Raw genomic sequence first — 25,984 nt, forward strand, 5'->3', positions numbered from 1 at the left:
GGAATATGACAGGTCCTGCAATCCTTCTGCTGCTGGCCGGCCTGGGCGCGATCGCCTGGGTCAGCGCCCGCGCCCGCGCGATGCGGCTGCAAAGCGCGGCGCGGGCGTCGGGCCGCCGCGACGCCATGCATAGCCTGCCGGGCTATCATGGCTGGTATGTCGCGCTCTGGACGCTGGTGCCCGCTGGCATTTTCCTGGCGGTCTGGGCGAATGTCGCCCCCGGCCTCATCACGCAGGAAGTGCTGAGCAGCCCGGCCGCGCAGAGCCTGCCCGCCGACGATTTCTCGCGCTCCGCCATTTTGGGCGAAGCGCGGGCGATCGCCACGGGCATGCAGGCAGGGGCGTTCAATCCGCCCTCGCAGGGCTTGGTCGAACCCTATAAGGGCGCTATCGGCAAATATGGTCTGGCGGGCGCAGCCCTTGCCCTCGTGCTGGCCTTTGCCGGTGGCGCCTATGCCTTTACCCGCGTCCGCCCCGATTTCCGGGCGCGCACCCGGGTCGAGCGGCTGGTCATGGCGACCCTGCTGATCGCATCCCTGCTGGCGATCATCACCACTCTGGGCATCGTCGCCTCGCTGCTGTGGGAAAGCTTCCGCTTCTTCTCCATGGTCAACCCGATCGATTTCCTGTTCGGCGCCAAATGGAGCCCGCAGTCCGCCGCGCTCGGCTATGGCAATGACGATGCTTTCGGCGCGGTGCCGCTGTTCTGGGGCACGATCTTCATCGGCGCGATCATCGCCATGGTCGTGGCCATCCCCCTGGGCCTGATGAGCGCCATTTACCTGACGCAATATGCCAGCCCCACCTTCCGCAAATGGATGAAGCCGATATTGGAGGTGCTCGCCGGGGTGCCGACCGTGGTCTACGGCTATTTCGCGGCGCTCACTATCGCCCCTGCCCTGCGCGACTTCGCGGTGAAGATCGGCATTCATGGCGCCTCTTCCGAAAGCGCCCTCGCCGCCGGTTTGGTGATGGGCGTGATGATCATTCCCTTCGTCTCCTCCATGGCCGACGACAGCATCGCCGCCGTGCCGCAATCGATGCGCGACGGCAGCCTGGCCATGGGCGCCACCACCAGCGAGACGATCCGCAAAGTGCTGATTCCCGCCGCCCTGCCCGGCGTGGTCGGCGGCGTGCTGCTGGCGGTCAGCCGCGCCATCGGTGAGACGATGATCGTGGTGATGGCGGCGGGTCTGGCCGCCAACCTTACCTTGAATCCCTTTGCCAGCGTGACGACAGTGACGACGCAGATCGTCCAGTTGCTGACCGGCGACCAGGAATTCGACAGCGCCAAGACGCTGGCAGCCTTCGCGCTGGGGCTGGTGCTGTTCATCGTCACTTTGCTGCTCAACATCGTGGCCCTGCGGGTCGTGAAGAAATATCGCGAGGCTTACGAATGACCGCTACCCGCAACCCCACCGACTGGAAGTCGGATGCGATGCGCAAGCGGATCGCCCGGCGTTATGCCGCGGAGCGCCGCTTCAAGGCGGCGGGTCTGCTGGCCGTCGCGCTCTCCGCCGCCTTCCTTGCCTTCCTGCTGTTCAGCATGCTGGGCAACGGCCTGCGCGGCTTCACCCGGACCGAGATTGCGGTTAAGGTCGACTTTCCCGCCTCCCCGCTGCTGCTCGATCCCAATGCCATCACCGACCAGGCGCTAGCCAACGCGAACCTGCCGATGGTGACGGGCGAGATCGTGAAGAAGGCATTGGGCGCCGATGCCGAGGAGTGGGTGTCGCCCACCGCCTGGACGGTGTTGCGTGATGAGATCAAGGCTGACCCGAAAATCCTGGCGCGGACGGTGACGATTCAGTTGCCCGCATCGACCGCGATAGACCTCGCCGCCAAGAGCAAGGGTTCGCCCGACGCTGAAACAGCGGTAGAGCGTCTCAATAAGGCGAAGCTGCTGACGACCGGCATCAATTGGAGCTTCCTGACCGCGAGCGACGGCACCGATCCGACGCAGGTCGGCATTTGGGGCGCGTTCAAGGGCTCGCTGCTGACCATGTTGGTGACGCTGGCCTTGAGCTTCCCGATCGGCGTCGCCACGGCCGTCTATCTGGAGGAATATGCGCGCAAAAACTGGCTGACCGACATCATCGAAGTGTCGATCAACAATCTCGCCGCCGTTCCCTCGATCATCTTCGGCCTGCTGGGGCTGTCGATCTTCCTCAACTTCCTGCACCTGCCGCGCTCGGCCGCTCTGATCGGCGGCATGACGCTGGCGCTGATGACCATGCCGGTCATCGTCATTGCGGGCCGCAACGCCATCAAATCAGTGCCGCCCAGCATCCGTGACGCCGCGCTCGGCATCGGCGCCTCGCCGGTGCAGGTTGTGTTCCACCATGTGCTGCCGCTGGCCCTGCCCGGCATCCTCACCGGCACCATCATCGGCATGGCCCGCGCTTTGGGTGAAACCGCGCCGCTGCTGATGATCGGCATGCGCGCCTTCATCGCCACGCCGCCGGGCGGGATCACCGACCCTGCGACCGTGCTGCCGGTGCAGATCTTCCTCTGGTCCGACGAAGTCTCCAAGGGCTTTGTCGAAAAGACCTCCGCCGCCATCATCGTCCTGCTGGTGTTCCTGCTCGCGATGAACGGCCTCGCCATCTACCTGCGCAACAAGTTCGAAAGGCGGTGGTAACCGCGATGACAGCCATGATCCATGAACAACAAAGCATGACGCCCGCCGTCGAAACCAAGATGACGGCGCGGGACGTCAAGGTCTTCTATGGCGAAAAACAGGCGATCAAGGGCGTGTCGATCGATGTCGACATGGACAATGTCACCGCCTTCATCGGCCCGTCGGGCTGCGGCAAGTCGACCTTCCTGCGGACGCTGAACCGCATGAACGACACCGTGGCGAGCGCCCGCACCGAAGGCACGATCACGCTGGACGGCGAGGATATCTACGCCGCCAGCATGGACGTGGTGCAGCTCCGCGCCCGCGTCGGCATGGTGTTCCAGAAGCCCAATCCCTTCCCCAAGTCGATCTACGAGAATATCGCCTATGGCCCGCGCATTCATGGCCTGGCCCATGCGAAGGCGGACCTGGACGTGATCGTCGAAAAGTCGCTGCGCCGCGCCGGGCTTTGGGACGAGGTGAAGGACCGGCTGCATGACAGCGGCACGGCCCTTTCGGGCGGCCAGCAGCAGCGCCTGTGCATCGGCCGCGCGATTGCGGTCGAGCCGGAAGTCATCCTGATGGACGAGCCCTGCTCGGCACTGGACCCGATCGCCACGGCCAAGATCGAGGAACTGATCCACGAGCTGCGCGGCCGCTACGCCATCGTGATCGTGACACACAATATGCAACAGGCCGCCCGCGTGTCGCAGCGAACCGCCTTTTTCCATCTGGGCGAGCTGGTCGAATATGGTGTGACGTCCGACATCTTCACCAATCCGCGGCAGGAGCGGACCAAGGATTACATCACCGGGCGCTACGGCTGAACCGGGGGAGAAAAAGACAATGGCAGAACATACGATCAAGGCGTTCGACCAGGAAATGGACAAGCTGCGCGGTCTGATCGCTGAAATGGGCGGTCGCGCGGAATCGGCCATCGAAAAGGCGATGCTGGCGCTGCAACGCCATGACAAGGAACTGGCGGCGGAAGTCGTGGCCGAGGACAAGCGCATCGACGCGATCGAGGCGGAAGTCGAAAAGCTGGCGATCGAGATCATCGCCCTGCGCGCGCCCATGGCGAACGATCTGCGCGACGTGATCGCCGCGCTGAAGATCGTCGGCGTGGTCGAGCGCATCGGGGATTATGCCAAGAACATCGCCAAGCGCGTTCCGCTGATCGCCGCCAACCAACGCACGCAGGAGCCGATCGCGCTTCTTCCTTCCATGGGCCAGGTCGCAGGCGAGATGGTGCAGGATGCGCTGAACGCCTTTGCCGCGCGCGATGCGGACCTGGCCGTCGCGGTGGTAGAGCGCGATACGGTCGTGGACGATTTCTACAACAGCGTCTTCCGCACGCTCGTCACCTTCATGGTCGAAAATCCCAAGACGATCAGCGAATGCGCGCATCTGCTGTTCATTGCCAAGAATATCGAGCGCATCGGTGACCATGCCACCAATGTCGCGGAGATGGTCTATTATGCCGCGACCGGCCAGACCCTGCCCGACCGCGAACGCGGCGGTGCGCAGAGCCAGGAGGACTGAGCATGGCCCGGGCCAAGATGCTGCTGGTGGAAGATGACGCGGCGCTGGCCGAACTGCTCATCTGGCACTTCAAGCGGGAGGATTTCGAGGTCGCGCACACCGTCGACGGCGAGGAAGCGCTGCTGCTGGCGCAGGAAAATGTGCCCGACATCGTACTGCTAGACTGGATGGTCGAAAGCCTGTCGGGGATAGAGGTCTGCCGCCGGTTGCGGCGCATGAACGGCACGGCGAACGTGCCGATCATCATGCTGACGGCGCGTGGCGAGGAAGAGGACCGGGTGCGCGGTCTGGAAACGGGCGCGGACGATTATGTGACCAAGCCTTTCTCGCCCCGCGAACTGGTGGCGCGCGTCGGCGCGGTCCTGCGGCGCGTGCGTCCGGCGCTGGCGGGGGAAACGCTGACCTTCGCGGATGTCGAAATGGACACGGTCGGGCACAAGGTCCGCCGCGGCGGGCAGGTGATCCCGCTCGGCCCCACCGAGTTCCGGTTGCTCAAGCATTTCCTGGAGCATCCCGGCTGGGTCTTCTCACGCGAGCGTTTGCTCGACAGCGTGTGGGGGCAGGACAGCGATATCGAACTGCGCACGGTGGACGTGCATATCCGCCGCCTGCGCAAGGCGATCAACGCGGATGGGCGCCATCATGACATCATCCGCACGGTGCGGTCGGCAGGTTATGCGCTGGATACGGATGGAGTAGCCTAGGACGGCCGCTGCGGGTGCTTCGTGAACGCACCCATCCGGCTGGGCTTACGCGGCCAGGCGCAGGAAGGGCACGGGTTCGGTCGAGCGCAGGACGATCGGCTTGCCTTCCGACGCCTCGAACAGTTCGCCGTCCAGAATGACGCTGCTGTGGTCCCCTTCGATGCGGATCACGTCGCCCTGTTCCAGATGGATGCCCTGCATCTGCGCCTTCCCCACCCGGTTGGTGACGCTCGCCCAGACGAGACGCAACAGCGCGGGCAGGTTCTGGTCGACGGCCATCAGTTTCATATTGCCGCGCCGGCTGTCGCCCGGCTGTACGCCCAGCAACAGCTTCTCCAGCGTCGTCACGATCAGCACCGCGAAGCGTCCGGCCAATTGCCCGTCACGAATCAGCGAGATGCGCACCGGATGGCTCGATTGCGGCAGGAATCGGGCACGAACGCCGAACAGCAGCGACACGACAACCGCCAGCGCCGTCAGGAAATGGCTGAGGCCGTTGGACAGGCCCAGCGGATAGATCTGGTTGCGGCAATAGAGCATGTAATCGGCCAGTCCCGCGCCCCCTAGGAACATGCCCAGCACCGGCCTGCTTTCCGCCTGCCCGTCGGAGAGCGCGATCAATTCCCGCGCCACAACATGATCGTCGACGCCCGCCTTGGCGATCTGGACGATCCTTTCCAGCGCCTTGATCGGATCGCCATGAATGCCAAGGTCGAGCGCGATCAGGTTGGTCTTGCCGTTGGGCAGCACCGCGATCGGCGGCACGCGGCCCTGGAAATGCTCGCCCTGATAGAGTTCCGTCAGCGCCGCCTGCACCGTGCCGTCGCCGCCGTTGATGACGATGACGACGGGATCGACGCGGGCGATGGTCTGGAGCGCCCGGCCGATCTGGTCGACATGCTCCACTTCATAATGGAAGATGTCGGGGTTGCTGGCGCAATAGCTGCGCACGCGCGGAAGCGTCTGCCGGTTGCCCGTGGATTTGGGATTGGACAAAAGGGCGACGCGGACCATGCTCGGGGGATCACATATATTTGAGGTTGATGGTGATTTTCGTCACGCCCGGACCGGCATAGAAGGCCGCCTTTTCGACCCCCGGCTTGCCCAGGTTGAAGATGTTGATCGACGGATTGTTCGAAAAGCCGCCGCCGTCGCGTGAAATGTCGGTCTTGCCATTGCCGTCGCGGTCGTGGCGCACGGCGATGCCATATTTGCCCGGCTGCGGCACCGGCATACAGAAACGCATCTCGCCATTGCTGGCCCTGACCGGCACGTCGATGCGGCCCAGCCATTGGCCCTTGGCCAGCCAGGCCGCCTTGGTCGCGGGATAGGATTGCACACGCACCGTCCCGGTCGCGGCGGAAAAACCGCGCACGTCGACCAGAACCGCCGGCCCCTTGGCCGAAGCGGAACAACGATCCAGGTCGTTGCCAATCTCCATGCCATGGGCGATTGCCGGGGCGGCGGCGAACAAAGCCCCCACCGACATCAGACCCAATGCAACTTTGAACATGACCATCCAACTCCGTGAAGCTATAGCCGCCCGTTGAAACCGGACGGCGAGCCCCTGTTCGCCCCGCAAATCGACCTGACTCGCATATGGGGGGGGTTTGCGGCCAAATCATGGTGATGGGACGACCACATAGAGAAATGCTGACAGCCACCGACAGATATCTCGCCCGCCTGATCGCCTTGCCCATGTTGGGAACGCTGGTGATCTCCGCGATGCTGCTGGTGCTCGACAAGATGCTGAGCCTGTTCGACTTCGTCGCGGCGGAGGGCGGACCGGTCAGCGTCGTGTGGCGCATGCTGGCCAATATGATGCCCGAATATCTGTCGCTGGGCATTCCCATCGGCCTGATGCTGGGCATCCTGCTGGCTTTCCGGAGGCTTGCCATGTCTTCCGAACTGGACGTGATGCGGGCGGTGGGGCTTTCCTACGGCCGGTTGCTGCGCGTGCCCTATATGTTTGCGATCGCGCTGGCTCTGCTCAATTTCGGCATTGTCGGCTTCGTTCAGCCGCTGTCCCGCCACGCCTATGAGGCGCTGCGTTTCGAGCTGCGTTCAGGGGCGCTGGGCGCGTCGATCAAGGTGGGCGAGTTCACCAATCTGGGCAAGCGCATGACCCTGCGGATCGAGCGCAGCCTGGACGAAGGCCGCAACCTGCAAGGGATTTTCGTCCGCGCCGTGGGCAAGGATGGACAGACCGTCGCGGTGACGGCGGCACAGGGCAGTTTCCTGGCCACCGACGATCCCGACACCATCATCTTCCGCCTGCGCGACGGCGTGCTGGTCAATGACGCGCCCAAATATAAGTCACCGCGAATCCTGTCCTTTTCCAGCCACGATCTGCCGATCGACCTGCCGCAGATCGAGAAATTCCGTGGGCGCGACGTGGATCGGGAAAAGACCATCCCCGAACTGGTGGTGATCGGCCATGATCCGGGCACGCCCGTCAAGCTGCGCAACGAGATTCGCGCCAATTTCCATTTCCGCATGGTCGAGGTGGCGATGATGCTGCTGTTGCCGCTGGCCGCACTGGCCTTCGCCATCCCGCCCAAACGATCCACGTCGGCGCTGGGCGTGTTCCTGTCGATCGTGTTCATCGTGACCTATCACAAGGTCAACGAATATGGGCAGGGCGTGGGGTCGCTGGGCAAGATCGACCCGATCATCGCTTTGTGGGCGCCGTTCCTGCTGTTCGCGGGGCTGATCCTGTGGATGTACCATGTGATCGCGCATCGGCCCGGAGGCCAGCCGATCGCCGCGCTGGAATATGCCTTCGCCAAGATCGCCAAGCAGGTCTTCCGGCTGCTGGGCCGTATTCGGCGGCGGCCAAGGGTGCAAACCATGGCGGAAGGAGCCGTCTGACCCATGCATCAGCTCAATTTCTTCCCGTCGCGTCAGCTTAGCTGGTACATGGCGCGGCTGTTCCTGACCCGGACCTTCGCGGTGCTGGCGATGCTGGTCGCTGTGCTCCAGACGCTCGATCTGCTGGGCGAATCGGGGGACGTCCTGGCCTATGCAGGCAATGGCGACGCGCAGCTCTGGCATTATGTGGCGCTGCGGGCGCCGCAGATCGTGGCTCGCTTCCTGCCCTTTTCCGTGCTGCTCGGCACGCTGATCATGCTCGCCAGCCTCAACCAGAACAGCGAGATCATCTCGATGAAGGCGGCGGGGCTGTCCGCGCACCAGATATTGGCGCCATTGCTGGCCGCGGCGCTGGGCGTGGCGCTGATCAGCTATGCCTTCAACGAGAGGATCGTGGCCCGCTCCACCGCCCGGCTTTCGGCCTGGCAGGCAGTGGAATATGGCCCCCTGCCCCCCGAAACCGGCATCAAGGCCAGCCCCTGGGTGCGTGACGGCAATAATCTGGTGACGGCAGCGATCGTCGCCGGTCGCGGCACGGGGGTCCAGCTACGCAAGGTGGAGATTTTCAACCGCATCAACAATACGCTGACCACCATCGTCCAGGCGCCCAAGGGCCATTATGATCCCGCGAGCAAAAGCTGGGTGCTGGAGGGGGCGCGGCAGTTCGACGTGGCAAGGGGGACCGAGCGGCAGATCGGCACGGTCCGCTTCGGCCATGATATCCGCCCCGATCAGTTCACTCTGGCCAAGGTCGATCCCGATGCGCTGACCTTCAGCCAGTTGCAGGCGGCGATCAGCGACCTGCATGACGCGGGACGCCCTACGGCGGAGCTGGAGGGAAGCCTGTGGCACAAGCTGTCGGGGCCTTTGTCCGCGCTGCTGATGCCGATATTGGGGTCCGTGGCAGCGTTCGGACTGGCACGTTCGGGGCAATTGTTCGTGCGCGCCGTGATGGGGATGGCGCTGGGCTTCGCCTATTTCGTGGCGGACAATTTCTCGCTCGCCATGGGGAATTTGGGGGCTTACCCGCCCTTTTTGGCGGCCTGGGCGCCGTTCCTGCTGTTCCTGCTGGTGGGTGAGACGGTGCTGTTCCGGACGGAAGAATGAAAATCCGGTGACGTGCTCCCGCCAAGGCAGGAGCACGGAAACGCTGAACGTCTAGCGGCGCACCATCGTCGAGCGGGCAATCTTGCCGACCAGCGGCCACATGCCGGGGTAATTGCCCTTGTGATAGGGAGAATCGCTCGCCAGCGTCGCCACCAGCCGCTTATGCGCTTCGCCCAGCGCGTGATAGGGTACGCTCGGCAACAGATGGTGCAATGCATGATAGCGCAACCCCACCGGCGCCCAGATCGCGGCGAAGGGCGACGGCGGCGGAACATTGACCGAGTCCAGATATTGCGCGGTCACGGTCATAGCCTCGCCCTCATTTTCCCAGAGATGCGCGACCAGCGTGCGGAGCTGGTTGATGACGGTCATGGCTGAATGCACCGCCATATAGATGAGCAGCGGCTTCCAGCCGAAGGCGAAGACGCTGCCGATCAGCGCCAGCGCGAAGAGGGACGCGCCCGCTTCCTGCCAGGCCCATTGGCGGGCGAACTCCCCCTCCGGCGCGCGGCGGCGATAGGCGGGATTGATCGAGAGAGCGGAAAATTCCGCCACCACCTTGCGGCGCAGCGGCGGGATGATCAGGCTGAGCGGCGTCAGCACGCCGAAACGCAGGATCAGGCCGACCGGCGCCAGCGCCGCCACCAGGATGAACAGCGGCAGCGACCAGGGCTTCATCAACGCCAGCGGCAGATATTCCGGATCGTTCGCCGTACCGTAACGGGTGCGCGCATGATGCTGTGTGTGCACGTCTTCATATAGGAAGGAGGGGATCATCAGCGGAATGCCGACGATCAGGTTCCAGCCGAAGCGAAAGCCCGGCAGGGCGCCCTTGCGGATATGGGTCAGTTCATGGATGAAGCTTGCCGCGCGATAAAGCGCCAGCATCGCCACCAGCCCGAACGCCACCGCCAGCGCGGCATCACCGGTCAGGATCGCTCCTGCCAACGCGGCATATCCAAAGAGGGCCGATGCCAGCATGTCGGGCCAGTAAATGGAACGCCTGGCCGTCGACAGCTCGCGCGTCAGGTCGGCCGCGGCGCGCAGCATCGCCGCATCGTCGGGGATCGTGCTTTTCGTCCGCGACGCGGCTGCAATAAGGGGGTCGTGCACAGTCATGCCCTGGTTCCTAAGGGGTAAATGCGCTGCAATTGGGGCAACAACATGACGATTTCGTCCTGTTGGGCCATCCGATCATGTCCCGATTGACATTCTCCAAACAAGCGACGAACTGCTCTGGGACTAACCCAAATCTCTCCAGCGAAAGCTCCGCCGTGGCCAATCAAGAACTGGTGATTACTCCTGTCATGTCCAAGGCCGACCGCAAGGCTTTTGTCGACCTGCCCTGGCGAATCTATGCCCATGATCCCAATTGGGTTCCGCCGTTGAAGGATGAGGTTTACAGCCTGATAACGCCGGGCAAGAACCCCTTTTTCAGCCATGCGGAGGCACAATATTTCCTCGCCCGCCGGGGTGGCAAAGTGGTCGGGCGCGTGTCGGCGCATCTTGATCGTCTGGCGCTTGCCCAGCCGTCCGAGCAAGGCATGGGGCCGGGCACCGGTAATTTCGGCCTGTTCGAGGCGGAAGATGCGGAAGTCGGCGCGGCGCTGATCGCGACGGCGGAGGGCTGGCTGCGGGCCAAGGGGATGACCCGTTCGCTTGGGCCGATCTCGCTGTCGATCTGGGAGGAGCCGGGCCTGCTGATCGAAGGTTTCGACCATAAGCCCACGGTGATGATGGGCCATGCCAAGCCGGAATATCAGGCGATGGTCGAGGGCGCGGGCTACAGGCCGATCAAGCAGCTCAAAACCTATGAGCTGGACATCACCCGGCCGTTCCCGCCGCTGATCCAGCGCATCGTCCAGTCGGGCGAGAAGAATGAACGCATCCGCATCCGCAAGGTCGACAAATCGAAATTCGACAGCGAGGCGGCGATCATCCTTGCCATATTGAACGACGCCTGGGGCAATAATTGGGGCTTCGTGCCGATCACCGATGAAGAGGTGGCGCATTTCGGCAAGCAGTTGAAGCCGATCGTGTTCAACGACCTCATCATGATCGCGGAGCTGGAAGGGGAGCCGGTGGCCTTCATGATGACGCTGCCCGATCTCAATGAGGCGATAGCGCCACTCAACGGATCGCTCTTTCCCTTCGGTTGGGCGAAGCTGCTCTGGTGGCTCCGGAAGCCGCAGGTGCGGACCATGCGCGTGCCGCTGATGGGCGTGGTGCAGCGGCTGCAATCGTCCCGCATGGCGAGCCAGCTCGCCTTCATGATGATCGAATATATCCGCCGCAACGCGACTGCGCATTATGGCGCGACCCGTGGCGAGATCGGCTGGGTGCTGGACGACAATCAGGGCATGAACGCCATTGCCGATGCGATCGAAAGCAAGGTGAACAAGGTCTATCAAGTCTACGAGAAGGATTTGTAAGGCGCGTCTCAGCCCTGTCCGCGGGAGGGGGATGACCGTGCCTGGGGCACGGCTACATCCACCGCTCCCGCCGCGATCTTCACCGTCACGGGCGTCTTCGCCAGCACTTCTCCATCGATGGAAATGCGCTGTGGCGGCACCGTCTCCACCCGGAAGGATTTTCCGCGAAATTCCTCCGTATGCGCATCCCTGTCGCGCAGCTTGAAGAATTTGGCATACCAGTCCCAGGCGAGCCGCGCATGACTGCGTCCCACCACCGCCTGGATCACGATCTCGCCCGTGTCCACATCGGCCTGATCGGACAGTTCTACCCCGCCATGATAGGGGCCGTTCAGGATGCGCACCTCCGTCGACCACATCCTGCGCTGATTGGTCCCATCGTCCAGCGCGAGCCGAAAGGCGCGAAAGCCTATGGAGCATTTGACCGCCCAGAGCAGATAGCCGATCCGCCCCAGATAGCGCTTCAACCTGTGCGGCACCGTTTCCCCGATCTTCGGTGACAGCCCCAGCGACGCCGCATTCACGAAATAATCCTGATCGATCATGCCAAGGTCGATCCGCCGCCGCCGACCGCCGGCAATGGCCGCCACCGCTCCCTTCAGATCGAGCGGAATGCCGAGCGTCCGCGCAAAGCTGTTCGCCGTGCCGAGCGGCAGGACGCCGAAGACGCAATCCTTGCCCACCAGTTCATCCACCGTTCCGGACAGTGACCCATCGCCGCCGCCGACGATCACCATCGGCGCGCCCTTCGCCACCGCTTGCCCCACGGTCTCCTGCAAGCGGTCCGGCTCCTTCACCGCATGCGCGGCGATCAGGCGCAGGCCCGCCTGCTCCAGCAAGGTTTTGGCGTCCTTGAACAGCGCTTCCCCTCGGCGGGAATGCACATTGACGATCAGCACCGCCTCTTGCGGCAAGGATTTCATTTCCATGCCTCAACAACGCCCCAATGCGCGGCAGGGTCCGAAACCAATATCGGCCCGCGCTCGTTCATGACTCATGGCCCGCATCGCTCACCTGTCCGACATCCATTTCGGCGCGCATGATCCCAAGATCGTTGCCGCGACCGAAGCCTGGCTGCAACAGCATCAGCCCGGCCTGGTCGTCATCAGCGGCGATTTCACTCAGCGCGCCAAACGCGACCAGTTCCGGCACGCCAGCGCCTGGATCAATCGGCTGCGCGCGGCGGGCATGAAATTGCTGGTCATTCCGGGCAATCATGACGTGCCGCTTTACAATCTTGCCCGCCGCTTCGGGGCGCCGCTGCGTCGCTACAAGCGGTATATCAGCAATGATCTTTGCCCCTTTTACGAAGATGACGAGATCGCGATTCTGGGCCTCAACACCGCACGGTCGCTGACCATCAAGGACGGGCGGATCAATCATGACCAGATGCGGCTGCTGAGGGACCGTTTCGCGCGCGTGACGGCGGAGAAGACGCGTATCCTCGTCACCCATCATCCGCTGTTCGCCATGCCGATCGGCAAGGGCGGGGAGTTGAGCGAAGCCGTCGGGCGCCATGAAGACGCGGTGCGGGCGGCGGCCGAGGCGGGAATCCACATCGCGCTGGCGGGGCATTTCCATCGCACCTATGCGGAGGCGGCGCAAAAGATGGTGGCCCATGCCGGAGCGGCGCTGGTGATCCAGGCGGGGACGGCGACCTCCACCCGGCTGCGCAATGCCGAGCCGCAGAGCTTCAACTGGCTGCATGTCCACCGCCATGACGAGATCGAATTGCAGGTGGTGGTGTGGGATGGCGCCAGCTTCCAACGGGGGCACCATATCGCCTATTTTAAACGGAACGGCGCGTGGATCGGACTGGATATGGTCGATCCTGGGGCATTGCCTGGTATCCAGGTGGCAGAGAAGGCGCGGGTTTAGGGATGCGTTGGCTATGCCGCCCTTCGGGGCGCTGGGATGACGATGCCGAAACCTACTCGGTCAGTTCCACCCAGGTTGGGGCATGATCGCTGGCCTTCTCCCGCCCACGGAAGTCCTTGTCGACCTGGGCGTCGATCAGCCGGTCGGCGGCGGCGGGACTGAGCAGCAGATGATCGATCCGGAACCCAGCATCGCGCGGCCAGGCGTTCATCTGATAGTCCCAATAGGTCCATAGCCCGCCCGCCGGATGCCGCGATGCTATGGCGTCCGTCCAGCCATCGCCCAGCAAGCGGCGATAGGCGGCACGGCTTTCCGGCTGCATCAGCGCATCGTCCGCCATGGCCTTTACCGAATAGACGTCCTTGTCACGCGGGATGACATTGTAATCGCCCGCGAGGATCGCCGGCACTTCTTCCGCCCAGATTTCCGCCGCACGGGTCCGCAGCCGCTTCATCCAGCGCAGCTTGTAATCGAATTTCGGTCCCGGCTGCGGATTGCCGTTGGGCAGGTAGATGCTGGCGACGCGCAGCCCCTTCACATCGGCCTCGAGATAGCGGCTATGCTCATCCTCCGGCTCGCCTTCCAGACCCCGCCGCACTTCCACCGGGGTTTCGCCGCGAGCCAATATGGCGACGCCGTTGAACCCCTTTTGCCCATGCCAGATCGCGCCATAGCCGATATCTTCGATGTCCTTGACCGGGAAGGTGTCGTCGGAGGTCTTGATTTCCTGAAGGCAGGCAATGTCGGGGCGGGTTTCGTCCAGCCATTCCAGCAGACGCGGCAGGCGCGCCTTGATCCCGTTGATGTTGAAAGTGGCGATGCGCATGGACGAAATCTCCTTGCGCGCATCCCTAAAGAGGATGAGTGCCCTCCGGCAAGGGCAGTGCGGCGATTAAACCGAAAAGCTGGTGCCGCAACCGCAACCGGCAGTGGCATTGGGGTTCGTCACCTTAAACGCCTTCCCGCCCAGATCGGAGACGAAATCGACCGCCGAGCCCCGCACCAGGTCGATGCTGACATCGTCGACCACCAGCGTCACGCCATCCCGCTCGACCGTGACGTCATCGGCCTCCACCATATCGGCCAACCCAAAACGATATTGAAAACCCGAACAACCGCCCCCCTCCACAGCCAGGCGCAAGATGGCGGGCTTGCCTTGCTTGGCGGCAATAGCGGCAACGCGGGCCGCGGCAGAAGGAGTCAGATCGATATCGGTCATGCCGCTTAGATAGGATCAAGCAAAAGGCCCGGCAAGCTTTCGCGGACCGGGCCTTTGAAAAGGGAGACGGAATGTCCGATTATTCGGCGGCCTTTTCCTGGGCCTTGGTCGGGCCACCCATGGCGATAGGCGGCTTGGTGTTCATCGCCACCAGATAGTCCGGTCCGGCGACGAAGGGGATCGGATTGATCGCCTGACCGTCCACGCGCACTTCATAATGCAGGTGGCTGCCGGTCGAGCGGCCCGTCGAGCCCATCAGGCCGATCAACTGGCCGCGATGGACATAGGCGTTGGGCGATACCAGCAGCTTCGACATATGGCCGTAGCGCGTTTCCATGCCGCCGCCATGCGAAATCTGGACCAGATTGCCATAACCGCTGGCCCAGCCGGCGCGGCTGACGATGCCGTCGGCGGTCGCGTAGATCTTGGTGCCGAGCGGACCCGGAATATCGATGCCCTTATGCATCCGGGCGCCGCCGTTGAAGGGGTCGGAGCGGACGCCGAAGTTGGAGGTCAGGGAGAGTTTCTCGACCGGACGCCCCGAAGGGATGTAGTTGGCCGACTTGGCCTGGCCATCGAGCCGCTGAAGGCTGGAGAAGAGATTGGAAAAGCCGACATCGGCCGGACCGAGCGCGCTGGTGTTGATTTCCGACGCGTCCCCATAGGGATCGTCTTCGTCCGCCTTGGCCTGGGCAGGCACTGCGGCGCAAAGCGCTCCCGCCATGCCGGCTGCGCCAGCAATTTTAAGGACAGAACGGAACCATCGCGCAGCGCGCGCATTATCAGAATGAAGAACCAACATGCCGACCCCGACTATATGACCGGAGGCTTTTGCCTCTCGGTTCTCCCCACGTTAACCAAAATGCGGCTGATGCCGCCCCCGCTGTCATCAAGAGGACATGTCCCGACTCATAGTGCAAGCGGAGTGTAAAATTCCCGCGTTAAACCGGCTTGTCGGCGCGCCGAGTCGTTGAACGGAGGCTTCAACGCACCACGAAAGTGGCGTTTCACAAGGATTTGGTAATGATTTGCGGGGTTCACGCCCAATCGCTTCGTCGCGTGGCCGAACCATGTCGTCCCGGCCGCGACGTGCCGAATCTCATCTGTCATGATCCGGCGCAACATGCGTGCGGAGACTTCGTCCCCCGCCCCCTCAAACCGCTCTATGGTGGCGGGCGTGATGTCGAGGGCACGCGCTTCAAGCACCATCGGCACGATCGCGAGGCGCGCGAGCGCATCATGCGCCGTCTCGCTGGCCGCCTGCCAAAGGCCGTCATGTGCGGGCAGTGCGCCGTAAGAACTGCCAAGCTGCCGCAGCCGCCGGTCCAGCAGCGCGAAATGCATCGCTTCATCGGCGCCGACCCGCATCCACTCCTCAGTAAATTCCGGCGGAAACTCCGCCCCGAAGCGTCCGATCAGGTCGAAAGCGAGGTCAATTGCGACGAATTCGATATGAGCGAGCGCGTGGAGCATCGCGATCCGCGCCCGTTCGGAGCCGATCTTGCCACGCTTGGGCATTTGATTGGGCGGCAGGAGTTCGGGCTTTTCCGGCCGGGCGGGCCGGTCCGGCATCGCGACGTCAAAGCGGTGCGCCAGCCGCCCCAGCCGCCAGTTCCGCGCTACCGCCCGCGCCGTCATCAGCTTCGACACGGGATCGGGCGTCAACAGCACATGCGCGCAGGCCGCGCCCACGCCCTCAATGGAAGCGGGCAGGGTCAAAGCGCTTTTGCCGCTTCCAGCACCTCGGCAGCATGGCCCTTGACCTTCACTTTCGGCCAGACGCGCAGGATATTCCCATCCGCGCCCACCAGAAAGGTCGCCCGCTCTATGCCCATATATTTGCGGCCATAGAGCGATTTTTCGACCCAGGCGCCGAAGGCTTCGCACATCTCGCCCGGCTCGTCCGAGGCGAGCGTGACGGTCAGGCCATATTTATCGGCAAATTTCTTGAGCTTGGCGGGCTTGTCCTTGGACAGGCCGACCACCGGCACGCCCAATGCCGCGAAATCGGCGGACAGCGCGGTGAAATCCTTCGCCTCACTGGTGCAGCCGGGCGTATCCGCCTTGGGGTAGAAATAGACGACCAGCGGCTTGCCCCGATAGCGCGACAGGGTGAAGTCGGCGCCCTCGGCATCCTTCAGCACCACTTCCGGGACAGCATCACCCACGTCCAGCATAGTCATTCCTCCTGATAGGACGCGGCGAGCGCCGTCCATGCGTCCCCGACCCTTTGCCGGGCCTGCGCGTAGCTTTCAAGCAGCGCTTCCCAGCTTTCGACGCCGCAGGCGCGCGCCACCAGCGGACGGGTGGCTTCGGGCGGCTCGGTCGATTTGGGCGAAACGAGGCGGGAGACCACGAGAAAGCGCGTGATGAGGTCATGCGCGGCGATCAGATCATCCGGCAGATGGCCTGCCGCGACCAACTGCTCCAATGCCTCGCGCAGATCGGGGTCGAAGGCCATATTATGGCGGAACTGCATGACATGGATCAGGAATTCCAGGTCGACAAGGCCGCCCGGCACCAGCTTCACGTCGAGGTCGCTGGCCGGCGGCTTATGCTTGGCGATGTCGCCGCGCATCTTCACCGCATGGCGCGCCAGTTCGTCGAAATCCCGGGGCCGCTCCAGCGTTTCGGTCAGAATCGCATTGAGCGCCGCCCGCGCCGCGTCGGAACCAAATAGCGGCCGGGCGCGGGTGAGCGCCAGATGCTCCCAGGTCCAGGCCTCCTCCCGCTGGTAGCGGGCGAAACTGTCGAGGCTGACCGCCAGCAAGCCCTGCGCGCCGGAGGGCCGGAGGCGCGTATCGACCTCATAAAGCGGCCCGGCGGCTGTCGAGACGGACAGCGCATTGGTGATCCGCTGCCCCAGGCGATTGAAATATTGCGTCGCGCCCAAGGGCTTCGGCCCATCGGACTCCGTCTCGAAACTGCCCGTGAACAAATAGACCAGATCAAGGTCGGAGGCATGGGTCAATACCCCGCCCCCTAGCCTGCCCAGCGCCAATATCACCATCTCCCCGCCGGGCACTTTCCCATGGGCGCGTTCGAACTCGGCAACGGTGGCGGCGCTCAAGGCCTCGATGGCCGCCTCCGCCACCCGCGAATAGCCCCGCCCCGCCTCCAGCGGATCGCCGCCCCGGATGATCTGCGCGCCCAGGGCAAAGCGTCGGTCGTTGACCCGCTGCCGCACCCGGTCGAGCAAGGCCTGATAATCCTCGCCCTCCTCCAGCCTCGCAAATTGTTCAGCCAGCACTTCCACAGAGGGCGGCGGATCGAAGGCGGAGGTATCGATGAGGCCATCGAGCAATTCCGCCCGCCGTCCCAAGGCATCGGCCAGGGTGGGCGCGTGGCTCAAAAGTTCCACCAATAGTTCCGCAAGGCCGGGCCGGGCCGCCAGCAGCTTGAAGAAGTTGATCGCGCTTGGCAGGCGTCCGATCAGGTCGTCCAGCCGATTGAGCGCCCGCGCCGGATCGGGCGCCGCCGCCAGCGTGCGCATCAGGCCGGGCAGTAACTCCTCCAGCGCTTCCCGCGATGCCCCGCTGCGCAAGGCCCGGATCGTGCCGGAACGCCAACGGGTGATGCGCGCGAGCGGCGTTTCCGGATCGGCAAAGCCCAGTTCGGCAAGCTGCGCCTTCAACCGATCCTCATCATGGTACAGGGATTCCTCGGCCGCCGCCGGGGTCAGCCGGTCATAATTGCTCCCCACCCACTGCACATGCGGGCGGAGCAGGTCGAGCAGCGCCGCGCCATCCGCCACCCCATGCAGCCGCGCGACATTGTCCATCGCCTCCGCCGTCTTGGGCAGTTCGTGGGTCTGGCGGTCTTCGACCATCTGCAGGCGATGCTCGACGGTGCGGAACAGCACATAGGCATCGTCCAGCTTCGCAGCGACCTCCGGCTCGAACACCCCCGCCGCCGCCAACGCCCGCAAGGCCTCCCGCGTATTGCCGGACCGCAGCGAGGGATCGCGCCCGCCATGGATCAACTGATGCACCTGCGCGAAAAACTCGACCTCTCTTATACCGCCGCGCCCGCGCTTGAGGTCATAGCCCGGCCCAAAGGCCTGCCCCTGCGAATAATGGTCGCGGATGCGGCGGGAAATGTCGGTGATCGCATCGATCGCTCCGAAATCCAGGCTCCGGCGCCAGACGAAAGGGCGGATCGCCTGCATGAAATAATCGCCCAGCGCCAGATCGCCCGCCGCCGGACGCGCCCGGATGAAGGCTGCCTGCTCCCATCCGAGCGCGGTCGATTCATAATAGCCGATCGCCGCCTCCACCGGCAGCGCGATCGGGGTCGCTTCCGGGGAAGGCCGGAGCCGCAGGTCGACGCGGAACACATAGCCGTCGCCGTCGCGGGCGTTCAGCAATTCGCTGACCCGCCGTCCGATCCTGACCGCCGCATCCGCCGGATCCTCCCGCTCGCCATGCGGCAGGGTCTTGGGATCGTAGAGCAGGATCGGGTCGATATCGGAGGAATAATTCAGTTCCCGGCTACCATGTTTGCCGAGCGCCAGAACGACGAACCCCCGGTTTTCCGCATCGGGATAACGCTCCGCCATGGCGGCGGCCAGCGCTTCCTCCAGCGCCTGGTCGGCAAAGTCGGACAGGGTGCGGGTGACCCGGTCCAATCCCCAGGCTCCCGCCAGATCAGCCGCCGCCGTGACCAGCGCCACCGCGCCACGCCTGCGCCTCAAGGAGCGCGCAATGCCGTCGTCCGGGGCGGCAACCTTCTGCGCGGCGGCCCAGGCGCCCTCGAAATCTCCGCTTTCCAAAAGCCCGGCGACATCCGGGAAGCGATCCAACTGCCGCGCCAGAAAAGGCGAATGCGCCCGCATCCTGGCCGCAGCCGCCTTACCGTCCGTCACCCAAGTCTCTCCCATAATGGAGCCGATATCGCGTGCGTTTGCGACGAATGCCAGAAACTTTTATGTGCCTGGACAGTTATTTGAACATGGAAATGCAGCGTAAACCCCTCAGCCGGTCGGCCAAGATACAGGATGGCGCGATGCGCCGCGTCCTGAATATCGGCGTGCCGCAGCCCTATGAGGGCATCGGCAATGCGCTGCGTTCCACCTTCCGTGCCGGACGCGAGTCGATGCCGGACGATATGCTGGATCTGCTGGCGAAACTCGACCGGCATTAGGTTTGTTGGGGGATTTGGCTGGTTTTGGTCAAAAGTGGATGTTGAGAATGTCGTCATCCCCGCAAAAGCTGGGATTTCGTGAGGTCAGGCCGTGCGCTATCGCCTGAGATCCCGGCGTTGACTATGCCGCCCTTCGGGTCGCTGGGATGACGGAAATGATGTCGGCTTCCCGCCCAGAGCAGCAGCATTTTGTTTACGCTCCGCACCTATGATGGCGCGATCATCAACGGACGTGCCATATGATCTACAAGGCCTTTGCCGCCGTGACCTTGATCGCTGCACCGATAGTGGTGCTGACGGTACAGAGTTTCGTGCCTCAGACGAAAGAGACGATGGCGCCTGCAATTCCGGCATCCATTGCGGCGCCCACGGTCCAACCCGCTCCGCCTCCACTTCCGGTCAGTGACAGCTCCGACGGGATTGCCTCTTTCGGTCAGCCCATGCCCGAGGCCGGAAAACCTTTTCTGACGCCGGGCGCGGGCCTGCCCGATGCTCCTGCTGTATCGCAGCCTCCGGTCGAGAACGCTCCGCCGCCGCCGGACGAAGTACCCCGATAAGGGGCGTCACGCCCCCTTGAACGTATCGCACTGGGCGGGATCGCCGCTGTCCAGTCCCTTGCGCAGCCAGTTCATCCGCTGCTCGCTGGTGCCATGGGTGAAGCTCTCCGGCACCGGACGCCTTCCAGCCGCCTTTTGCAGCGTATCGTCACCGATCGCCTGCGCGGCCTTCATCCCTTCCTCCAGATCGCCCGCTTCCATCAGCCCCGTGCGCTTGGCCCAGACGCCCGCATAGCAATCCGCCTGCAATTCCACCCGCACCTGCAAGGCATTGCCCTCTTCTTCGCTGACGGCGCGCTGCTGCTGGTTCACCTGGCCCAGAGTGCCCTCCAGATCCTGCACATGATGGCCGACCTCATGCGCGATCACATAGGCCTGGGCGAAATCGCCGGGCGCGCCGAAGCGCTGGCGCAGTTCGGTGAAGAAGTCCGTGTCCAGATAGACCTTCTTGTCGTTCGGGCAGTAGAAAGGGCCCATGGCGCTCTGCGCCGCGCCGCAACCCGATGATCCACTCTGTGAATAGAAGGACAGCACCGTCGGCTGATATTGCTGGCCCGCCTGTTGGAAGGCCTGCTGCCAGACCCGTTCCGTCGATCCCAGCACCTTCAATGACCAATGCTGGATATCGTTCAGCTTGGACGCGTCGCGACTCACCTCTCCGCTCTGCGGCATCTGACCGCCGCCGCTCATCAGGCTGAGGGGATTGACGCCCATCACCGCCAGGACGATCAGCACCACGACGATCCCGCCGCAGCCGAAGCGACTGCCGATCAGCGGCAGCAGCAACCCAAGGCCACCGCCAAGCCCGCCGCCCATGCCGCCGCCACGGCCGTCCTGGACTTCGAAATTGGTGCTTTCCGGTTCATCGTCCAGCCGCATCTCGTCCCTCTCTTTCCTAACCCTGCCTAATCCATTCGGCCGCCTGTGGAAACGTCCCGTTGCGCCACGGGTTGCTGCGCATGAGCGGCCCGATGAACAGATTGTAACGAGACATTCAGTTGGAATGATGCGGCAGAATTCTATATTGCGCTGCGACATGGCCGATATCGAACCCCAGCCGCGCCACCGCGCCAATACGCCGCTGCCCCTTCCCCGCGAGGTCGCCCTGTTGTTGCAGGGCGGCGGCGCGCTCGGCTCCTTTCAGGCAGGGGTCTATCAGCGACTCGACGAGTTGGGGGTCGACATAAGCTGGGTGGCGGGAATTTCGATCGGCGCGGTCAACGCCGCCATCATCGCGGGCAATCCCCCGCACAAACGGCTCGGCCGCCTGAAGAAATTCTGGCTCACCGTTTCGGGCGGCATGCCCAACATTGTCCTGCCGGAAATCGATCATATCCGCGAAGCCGCCCATCTGATGGCGGCCGGGACCGTCGCCACTTTCGGCGTGCCGGGCATGTTCCGCCCCCGCCTGTGGCCCGCGCCGCTGATGCCCGAAGGCACGCCGGGCGCGATCAGCTTCTATGACAGCGCGCCACTGAAGGACACGCTGGACGCCTGCGTCGACTGGGATCTGCTGAATGACGGGCCGGTACGGCTGTCGGTGGGCGCGGTCGACGTGGAAAGCGGCAATTTCGCCTATTGGGACACGCGCGGTCACGGCGGCAACACCCGGATCGACGCGCGCCATATCATGGCGTCGGGCGCCCTGCCCCCAGGCCTGCCGCCGATCGAGATCGACGGGCGCTGGTATTGGGACGGGGGCATCGTGTCCAACACCCCGCTCGCCCATGTGCTGGATCATCAGACCGACGACATGCTGGTGTTCCAGGTCGACCTGTTCCCCGCCGAAGGGCCGTTCCCCCGGCAGATGACGGACGTTTATTCCCGCGCCAAGGATATCCAGTTTTCCAGCCGCACCCGGCAAGTGACGGACCAGTATCTGCGGCTGCGCAAGGAGCATAAGGCCATCCGCGCCCTGCTCGACAAGCTGCCGCCCGAATTGCAGGAGGATGCCGACGCCCAGCGGCTGCGCCAGTTGCTGGACGTGGGTTCGGTCAATATCGTCCACCTCATCTATCGCAGCCGCGCCTGGGAAAGCGGCGCGCGCGATTTCGAATTTTCCCGCTCCACCATGCTCGATCACTGGTCTCAGGGCCGCGACGCGGTGGAGGAAGTGATGCACAAGGGCGACCTTATCGCCCGCAACATCGTCAACGGGAAAAGCTCCACCTTCGACCTCGACGCCCCCGACCATCTCAAGGAGAAGCAGGCATGAGCAAATCCTTCGCCGGAAAGACCGCCCTCATCACCGGATCGACCTCCGGCATCGGCCTTGCCTATGCCAAGGCGCTGGCCGGGGAAGGCGCCAATGTGGTCATCAACGGCTTCGGGGATGCAGACGCGATCGAGAAGGAACGGGTCGAGCTGGAGGCGCTGAGCGGGGCCAGGGCGCTCTATAGCGGCCATGACCTAACCAAGACCGACCAGATCGAAGCGATGATGAAGGAGGCAGCGGGTGCCTTTGGCGGCGTCGACATCCTGATCAACAATGCCGGGATGCAGCATGTCGCGCCGGTCGAGGATTTCCCGGTCGACAAATGGAACCTCATCATCGCGCTCAATCTCAACAGCGCGTTCCACACTTCGCGTCTCGCCATTCCCTATATGAAGTCGAAGAAATGGGGGCGGATCATCCAGACGGCGTCGGCGCATTCGCTGACCGCCTCGCCCTTCAAGAGCGCTTATGTGACGGCGAAGCATGGGCTGGCGGGCCTTACCAAGACGCTGGCGCTGGAACTGGCGACCTTCGGCATCACGGCCAATTGCATTTCGCCGGGCTATGTCTGGACGCCGCTGGTGGAAAACCAGATTCCCGACACGATGAAGGCGCGAGGGATGACGCGCGAGCAGGTGATGAACGATGTGCTGCTGGCGGGACAGCCGACCAAGCAGTTCGTCACGGTCGAACAGGTCGCCGCCATGGCGCTTTATCTGTGCAGCGATGTCGCGGCCAACATCACCGGGGCCAATATGAGCATCGACGGCGGCTGGACCGCGCAATAAACAAGCGGCTGGGAGCAGCGGCCAATTGGGGAAATTCCACCCCCTCTTAAAACCCCGACAAATTCCTCCTATGCTGCCGCAGCCTTCCAGGGAGACCAATCGATGCGTCAAGCGTTGACGGCCATCATGGCCGCCGCCAGCCTTTCTTCTGTTGCCCATGCGCAGACCGATGCGGTGACGCCCGCAATGGCCGCCCCACCGCCCAGTGCCATCGCGACGACCATCGCGAAGGACATGGACGGCCTGATGACGCTGTATCGCGACCTGCACGCCAATCCCGAACTGTCGGAGCAGGAGTTCTCCACCGCCGCCAAGCTTGCCCGCCGCCTCAAGGCGATGAAGTTCGCCGTTACCGAGAAGGTCGGCGGCACCGGCGTCGTCGCCGTGATGAAGAACGGGTCCGGCCCGGTGCTGCTGATCCGCGCCGACATGGACGCCCTGCCCGTCACCGAGCAGACGGGCCTGGAATTCGCGTCCAAGGTCAAGGCCAAGACGGCCGAAGGTGCCGAGACCGGCGTCATGCACGCCTGCGGTCATGACACGCATATGACCGCCTTCATCGAAACGGCCCGGCTCCTGTCCTCGATGAAGGAGGAGTGGAAGGGCACGCTGGTGATGATCCTCCAACCCGCCGAGGAAGTGGGACGCGGCGCCCGGCTGATGCTGGAGGACGGACTCTACACCCGCTTCCCGAGGCCGACCCACGCCATCGCCTTCCACGACGCCGCTAATCTGGAGGCGGGCAAGATCGGTTATACGCCCGGCTTCGCGCTCGCCAATGTCGACAGCGTCGACTTGCTGGTGCGGGGCACGGGCGGCCATGGCGCCTACCCGCAGACCACACGCGACCCGATCGTGCTGGGCGCGCGTATCGTGACCGCGCTGCAAACACTGGTCAGCCGGGAACAAGACCCGTTCGACCCCGCCGTGGTCACGGTCGGCAGCTTCATGGGCGGCGCCAAGCATAATGTGATTCCCGATGATGCGAAGCTGCTGCTGACGGTGCGCAGCTATTCGGACGAGACGCGGGAAAAGCTGATCCGGGGCATAGAGCGCATCGCCAGGGGCGAAGCCATTGCGGCGGGCGTTCCCGACGACAAAATGCCGGTGATTTCCGTGAAGGACGAATTCACCCCATCCACCTACAACCCGCCCGCCTTCGCCAACCGGATGGCGGATGTGCTGAAGGCGCATTTCCCCGCAGACACGGTCAACGAGACCAAGCCGTCCATGGCGGGCGAGGATTTCGGCCGCTATTATCGGGCTGACAAGAGCATCGAAAGCTTCATCTTCTGGGTCGGCGGCGTTCCGGCGGACCAGATGGCCAAGGCCGCGGCGGGCGAGATCAGCCTCCCTTCGCTCCATAGCCCCTTCTGGGCGCCCGAGGCCGACAAGGTCATCGCCACCGCCAGCGAGGCCATGACGGTGCTGGCAATGCATATATTGAAGCAGGATTGAAGCGAAAGAGGCGAATTCGGGAATGGTAGAGTAGGGTGGGAAGCCGACACCATTGCCGTCATCCCAGCGAAAGCTGGGAACTTAAAAGCTGGGACTTAGGCGATAGCGTACGACCTAACCTAACGCGATCCCAGCTTTCGCTGGGATGACGATATTATCAACGTCCCCTATTGGCCAAAACCGGCCTCCCCTACCCCACAAGCCGAACCGCTCAGGCCGCCTTGCGCGCCTTGGTCAGCTTCTTCATCAGCATATCCCGCTTCAACCGGGAGAGATGGTCGATGAACAGCACGCCCTGCAAATGATCCATCTCATGCTGGAGGCAGGTGGCAAGCAGACCTTCCAGCCGCTCCTCATGGATCCGTCCATCGCGGTCCATCCAGCTCGCCCGGATGCTTGCAGGCCGTTCCACTTCCGCAAACTGGTCGGGGACCGACAGGCAGCCTTCATTATAGACTGACAGGTCTTCCGAGCCTTCCAGAATCTCCGGATTGATGAACACCATCGGCTTCTTGACCGACGGCGCGTCTTCCTCGTCAGACTCCGGTTCCTGCAGGTCGATCACCAGCACCCGCTTGGGCACGCCCACCTGGATCGCGGCCAGGCCGATGCCCGGCGCGTCATACATGGTTTCCAGCATATCGTCGATCAGACGCTGCAAATCGTCATCGATCGCCTCCACCGGAGACGAGATGGTACGCAGGCGCGGATCGGGCGCCTCTAGGATTGGAATAATGGCCATCGCCCTAAAATAATCCGGCGGCGGGAAAAATTCAAGCGATCGGCCGCCGCGCCCGAAGCGCCTGCGCCAAAGTGCCTTCGTCCAGATAATCCAGCTCCCCGCCGACCGGCACGCCATGCGCCAATTGAGTCAGCCGCACCGGGAACCGCTCCAGCCGCTCGGCCAGATAATGGGCGGTGGTCTGCCCTTCCAGCGTGGCGTTCATCGCCAGCACCACCTCGTCGATACCGCCCGCCTCGACCCGCGCCACCAGCGCATCGATGCTCAAATCCTCCGGCCGCACGCCCTCCAGCGCAGAGAGCCGCCCGCCCAGCACATGGAAACGTCCCGGAAACAGCCGCGATTTGTCCAGCGCCCAGAGGTCCGCCACATCCTCCACGACGCAGAGCGCCCGCGCATCACGGCGCGGATCGGTGCAGATGCCGCAGGGATCGACCGTGTCGACATTGCCGCATAGGCTGCACGTCACCAGCCGGTCGTTCACTGCGTCAAGGGCGCGCAAAAGCGGCTCCAGCGCGGATTCGCGCTTCTTGAGCAGGTGCAGGACAGCGCGCCGCGCGGACCGCGGGCCAAGGCCGGGCAGGCGGGACAGCGCCTGCGTCAGCGCTTCGATTTCAGGAGAAGCCATGGAACCGGAATAAGGGCTTGCAAGTCGTGGACACAAGGGGTTTGAGAGGGCGTCTTTGGAAATACGCCTTCGGCGCATTTC

At 63.7% G+C, this 25,984-nt stretch carries 27 protein-coding genes; 14 read left to right on the plus strand and 13 right to left on the minus strand.

Translation table 11 applies throughout. From position 1 onward, the window contains the following. The first annotated feature begins 5 nt into the window (after positions 1-5). From pstC to phoB, 5 genes are read left to right on the plus strand one after another with little or no spacing between them, the layout of a single operon-like run. A complete protein-coding gene (pstC, locus tag K426_RS15190) occupies positions 6-1,400 on the plus strand; it encodes a phosphate ABC transporter permease subunit PstC (protein ID WP_066558757.1) in 1,395 nt (464 codons plus the stop codon). After that, positions 1,397-2,641: a phosphate ABC transporter permease PstA gene (gene pstA / locus K426_RS15195; protein ID WP_066558759.1), complete on the plus strand. Its 1,245-nt coding sequence runs from the start codon at positions 1,397-1,399 to the stop codon at positions 2,639-2,641. The genes pstC and pstA overlap by 4 nt, the downstream gene beginning before the upstream one ends. Before the next feature lie 5 nt (positions 2,642-2,646). Beyond that, on the plus strand, positions 2,647-3,447 hold the full coding sequence (gene pstB / locus K426_RS15200; RefSeq protein WP_269465587.1) for a phosphate ABC transporter ATP-binding protein PstB: 801 nt from the start codon (positions 2,647-2,649) through the stop codon (positions 3,445-3,447). Positions 3,448-3,466: 19 nt separating this feature from the next. Then, positions 3,467-4,162, plus strand: coding sequence for a phosphate signaling complex protein PhoU (gene phoU / locus K426_RS15205; protein WP_066558761.1), 696 nt, complete (start codon positions 3,467-3,469; stop codon positions 4,160-4,162). A gap of 2 nt (positions 4,163-4,164) precedes the next feature. Continuing rightward, positions 4,165-4,866: a phosphate regulon transcriptional regulator PhoB gene (gene phoB, locus K426_RS15210; protein ID WP_066558764.1), complete on the plus strand. Its 702-nt coding sequence runs from the start codon at positions 4,165-4,167 to the stop codon at positions 4,864-4,866. Between the two features lie 45 nt (positions 4,867-4,911). Here the strand turns inward: phoB and K426_RS15215 are convergent, their stop codons facing one another. After that, on the minus strand, positions 4,912-5,880 hold the full coding sequence (locus K426_RS15215) for a diacylglycerol/lipid kinase family protein (protein WP_066558766.1): 969 nt from the start codon (positions 5,878-5,880) through the stop codon (positions 4,912-4,914). Between the two features lie 10 nt (positions 5,881-5,890). Further along, positions 5,891-6,385, minus strand: a complete 495-nt coding sequence (locus K426_RS15220) for a DUF2141 domain-containing protein (RefSeq protein WP_066558768.1) — start codon at positions 6,383-6,385, stop codon at positions 5,891-5,893. A 131-nt stretch (positions 6,386-6,516) separates the two neighbouring features. Between K426_RS15220 and lptF the strand changes: the two genes are divergently transcribed. Together lptF and lptG are read left to right on the plus strand one after the other, a co-directional pair. Continuing rightward, positions 6,517-7,737 (plus strand): LPS export ABC transporter permease LptF, encoded by a 1,221-nt coding sequence (lptF, locus tag K426_RS15225; RefSeq protein WP_066558771.1) that lies wholly within the window; start codon positions 6,517-6,519, stop codon positions 7,735-7,737. A gap of 3 nt (positions 7,738-7,740) precedes the next feature. Next, positions 7,741-8,844, plus strand: a complete 1,104-nt coding sequence (gene lptG / locus K426_RS15230; RefSeq protein WP_066558773.1) for an LPS export ABC transporter permease LptG — start codon at positions 7,741-7,743, stop codon at positions 8,842-8,844. A 51-nt stretch (positions 8,845-8,895) separates the two neighbouring features. Here lptG and K426_RS15235 read toward each other — a convergent pair whose 3' ends face one another. Next, on the minus strand, positions 8,896-9,963 hold the full coding sequence (locus K426_RS15235; protein WP_066558774.1) for a fatty acid desaturase family protein: 1,068 nt from the start codon (positions 9,961-9,963) through the stop codon (positions 8,896-8,898). A gap of 155 nt (positions 9,964-10,118) precedes the next feature. On the opposite strand from K426_RS15235, the gene K426_RS15240 reads away from it, so the two are divergent. Further along, positions 10,119-11,276: a GNAT family N-acetyltransferase gene (locus K426_RS15240; protein WP_066558777.1), complete on the plus strand. Its 1,158-nt coding sequence runs from the start codon at positions 10,119-10,121 to the stop codon at positions 11,274-11,276. An 8-nt stretch (positions 11,277-11,284) separates the two neighbouring features. Here the strand turns inward: K426_RS15240 and K426_RS15245 are convergent, their stop codons facing one another. Then, the gene (locus tag K426_RS15245) at positions 11,285-12,205 is read right to left on the minus strand and encodes a diacylglycerol/lipid kinase family protein (RefSeq protein ID WP_066558779.1); all 921 of its coding nucleotides are present in this window, start codon (positions 12,203-12,205) and stop codon (positions 11,285-11,287) included. Between the two features lie 67 nt (positions 12,206-12,272). On the opposite strand from K426_RS15245, the gene K426_RS15250 reads away from it, so the two are divergent. Beyond that, on the plus strand, positions 12,273-13,154 hold the full coding sequence (locus K426_RS15250; RefSeq protein ID WP_066558781.1) for a metallophosphoesterase family protein: 882 nt from the start codon (positions 12,273-12,275) through the stop codon (positions 13,152-13,154). Positions 13,155-13,206: 52 nt separating this feature from the next. Here K426_RS15250 and xth read toward each other — a convergent pair whose 3' ends face one another. The 6 genes from xth to K426_RS15280 all read right to left on the minus strand — a co-directional run bounded on the left by xth (position 13,207) and on the right by K426_RS15280 (position 19,252). Further along, on the minus strand, positions 13,207-13,980 hold the full coding sequence (gene xth, locus K426_RS15255; RefSeq protein WP_066558787.1) for an exodeoxyribonuclease III: 774 nt from the start codon (positions 13,978-13,980) through the stop codon (positions 13,207-13,209). 66 nt (positions 13,981-14,046) lie between these two features. Then, positions 14,047-14,373, minus strand: a complete 327-nt coding sequence (gene erpA, locus K426_RS15260) for an iron-sulfur cluster insertion protein ErpA (RefSeq protein WP_066558789.1) — start codon at positions 14,371-14,373, stop codon at positions 14,047-14,049. A 79-nt stretch (positions 14,374-14,452) separates the two neighbouring features. Next, positions 14,453-15,175 carry a peptidoglycan DD-metalloendopeptidase family protein gene (locus K426_RS15265; protein WP_197672718.1) on the minus strand — a complete coding sequence of 241 codons (723 nt, stop codon included), beginning with the start codon at positions 15,173-15,175 and terminating at the stop codon, positions 14,453-14,455. A 107-nt stretch (positions 15,176-15,282) separates the two neighbouring features. Then, positions 15,283-16,092: a ferritin-like domain-containing protein gene (locus K426_RS15270; protein ID WP_066558796.1), complete on the minus strand. Its 810-nt coding sequence runs from the start codon at positions 16,090-16,092 to the stop codon at positions 15,283-15,285. Continuing rightward, positions 16,089-16,550 (minus strand): thioredoxin-dependent thiol peroxidase, encoded by a 462-nt coding sequence (bcp, locus tag K426_RS15275; protein WP_066558798.1) that lies wholly within the window; start codon positions 16,548-16,550, stop codon positions 16,089-16,091. The genes K426_RS15270 and bcp overlap by 4 nt, the downstream gene beginning before the upstream one ends. A 2-nt stretch (positions 16,551-16,552) precedes the next feature. Continuing rightward, positions 16,553-19,252: a bifunctional [glutamine synthetase] adenylyltransferase/[glutamine synthetase]-adenylyl-L-tyrosine phosphorylase gene (locus K426_RS15280; protein WP_066558800.1), complete on the minus strand. Its 2,700-nt coding sequence runs from the start codon at positions 19,250-19,252 to the stop codon at positions 16,553-16,555. 71 nt (positions 19,253-19,323) lie between these two features. On the opposite strand from K426_RS15280, the gene K426_RS15285 reads away from it, so the two are divergent. Further along, entirely contained in the window at positions 19,324-19,515 is a 192-nt protein-coding gene (locus K426_RS15285) for a hypothetical protein (RefSeq protein WP_066561846.1), read from the plus strand. Positions 19,516-19,754: 239 nt separating this feature from the next. Then, a complete protein-coding gene (locus K426_RS15290) occupies positions 19,755-20,072 on the plus strand; it encodes a hypothetical protein (protein ID WP_066558803.1) in 318 nt (105 codons plus the stop codon). Between the two features lie 6 nt (positions 20,073-20,078). Here K426_RS15290 and ypfJ read toward each other — a convergent pair whose 3' ends face one another. Further along, on the minus strand, positions 20,079-20,951 hold the full coding sequence (gene ypfJ / locus K426_RS15295; protein ID WP_066558806.1) for a KPN_02809 family neutral zinc metallopeptidase: 873 nt from the start codon (positions 20,949-20,951) through the stop codon (positions 20,079-20,081). A 157-nt stretch (positions 20,952-21,108) separates the two neighbouring features. On the opposite strand from ypfJ, the gene K426_RS15300 reads away from it, so the two are divergent. The 3 genes from K426_RS15300 (at position 21,109) to K426_RS15310 (ending at position 24,533) form a co-directional block, all read left to right on the plus strand. Beyond that, a complete protein-coding gene (locus K426_RS15300; protein ID WP_066561847.1) occupies positions 21,109-22,287 on the plus strand; it encodes a patatin-like phospholipase family protein in 1,179 nt (392 codons plus the stop codon). After that, entirely contained in the window at positions 22,284-23,075 is a 792-nt protein-coding gene (locus tag K426_RS15305; RefSeq protein ID WP_066558809.1) for a 3-hydroxybutyrate dehydrogenase, read from the plus strand. Before K426_RS15300 ends, K426_RS15305 begins: the two co-directional genes overlap by 4 nt. Before the next feature lie 102 nt (positions 23,076-23,177). Further along, entirely contained in the window at positions 23,178-24,533 is a 1,356-nt protein-coding gene (locus K426_RS15310; RefSeq protein ID WP_066558812.1) for an amidohydrolase, read from the plus strand. A gap of 211 nt (positions 24,534-24,744) precedes the next feature. Here K426_RS15310 and def read toward each other — a convergent pair whose 3' ends face one another. Together def and recR are read right to left on the minus strand one after the other, a co-directional pair. Beyond that, complete coding sequence (gene def, locus K426_RS15315; protein ID WP_066558815.1) at positions 24,745-25,275, minus strand: peptide deformylase; 531 nt, start codon at positions 25,273-25,275, stop codon at positions 24,745-24,747. Between the two features lie 31 nt (positions 25,276-25,306). Then, on the minus strand, positions 25,307-25,903 hold the full coding sequence (recR, locus tag K426_RS15320; RefSeq protein ID WP_066558817.1) for a recombination mediator RecR: 597 nt from the start codon (positions 25,901-25,903) through the stop codon (positions 25,307-25,309). Positions 25,904-25,984: the final 81 nt, after the last annotated feature.

It is taken from the genome of Sphingobium sp. TKS (genome assembly GCF_001563265.1).
Lineage (GTDB): Bacteria > Pseudomonadota > Alphaproteobacteria > Sphingomonadales > Sphingomonadaceae > Sphingobium.